The 1229-nt window shown below is 32.8% G+C and carries 2 protein-coding genes; both read right to left on the bottom strand.

Annotated elements, in window-relative coordinates; all coding sequences use genetic code 11:
- Window positions 1–48: 48 nt before the first annotated feature.
- Window positions 49–897, bottom strand: coding sequence for an IS3 family transposase (locus J8281_RS18865; RefSeq protein ID WP_210199220.1), 849 nt, complete (start codon window positions 895–897; stop codon window positions 49–51).
- Window positions 894–1172: a transposase gene (locus J8281_RS18860; protein ID WP_210199219.1), complete on the bottom strand. Its 279-nt coding sequence runs from the start codon at window positions 1170–1172 to the stop codon at window positions 894–896. The genes J8281_RS18865 and J8281_RS18860 overlap by 4 nt, the downstream gene beginning before the upstream one ends.
- Window positions 1173–1229: the final 57 nt, after the last annotated feature.

The following is a 1229-nucleotide window of genomic DNA, read 5'->3' as shown; positions in this document are numbered from 1 at the left end:
TATGATACTCCCAATCCTTAGGACAGTCTAAAGGTATTTTTTAATTATTTACGAAGCCATATTTTTCTGATAAAATATTTGATCAGGTGGCACTTTTCCTATTTCTGTATGTCTTCTTTTGGTGTTATAAAATTGTATATATTCTTTGACATTTTGATATAATTCTAGCCCTCCATTTGGAGGATTTAGGTATATTTTTTCATATTTGATAGATTTCCAAAACCTTTCTATATAAACATTATCCAGCGCTCTGCCTTTCCCGTCCATAGAAATTTGTATGTTGTGTTTTTTTAATGTAGCAATATACAGTTCACTAGTGTATTGAGAACCTTGATCAGAGTTATGTATTTGTGGCGCTCCATATTGTTGTATGGTATCTTTTAATAATTCTGTACACCATTCTGCACTCATAGAATTAGAGATGCTCCAGTTTAAGATTTTTCTACTATGCACATCAATGATAGCAGCCATATACATAAACCCACGATACATTGGTATATATGTGATATCAGTCTGCCAAACTTGATTGGAATGTGTGATCTTAAGATCTTTTAATAGATATGGATATACATAACTAGTTTTATCTTTTATGGTTGTCTTTGGTTTGTCATAAATGGTCTGAAGCCCCATGATTTTGTAGAGCCTTCTGATTCGTTTGACATTAACACGATATCCTAAATCTAAGTTGAGATAATCCGTCATTCTCTCTACTCCGTAGTAAGGATGTTCCAAAAATTGTTTGTCTATGGCTTCCATTAATTTTAAATTCAATGGACTCTCACCTTTAGGCTTATAATACAATCCGGAACGGTGAATCTCTAAAATTTTGCATTGTTGTTTAAGGCTTAGTCTTGGATGAGATCTGATCACCTTTTGCCGTTTGTGGGTAGTACTCATTTGTCCAAGACTTTCTTTAAAAAATCATTCTCAACTTGTAATTGACCTATTTTACTGTAAAGAGCACTTTTCTCCTTATCTGTATCATCAGATTTTGACTTAGATTCAAAAGCTTTTGAAGAGTTTTCTATAAACTCTCGCTTCCAAGTCGATATCTGAGTTGGATGAATATCAAATTTTGAAGCGATCTCTTGTAAGGTTAATTGATCTTTGATGGCTTCCAAAGCAACCTTTGCTTTGAAAGATGGACTAAATTTTCTTCTCGATTTTTTCATAAGTACAGCGTTAAAGTTACATCTTAACTAGCTGTCTTAAAAATAGGGAGTACTATA

It is taken from the genome of Aquimarina sp. U1-2 (genome assembly GCF_017897595.1).
In the GTDB taxonomy this organism is placed as follows: Bacteria; Bacteroidota; Bacteroidia; order Flavobacteriales; family Flavobacteriaceae; genus Aquimarina.
Note: the sequence above shows the minus strand (reverse complement) of the source record. Positions and strands in the feature narration are given on the sequence as shown.

Excerpts from the sequence above, each read along its gene's own strand:
- J8281_RS18865 (WP_210199220.1), bottom strand. The coding sequence starts at position 897 with ATGAGTACTACCCACAAACGGCAAAAGGTGATCAGATCTCATCCAAGA.
- J8281_RS18860 (WP_210199219.1), bottom strand. The coding sequence starts at position 1,172 with ATGAAAAAATCGAGAAGAAAATTTAGTCCATCTTTCAAAGCAAAGGTT.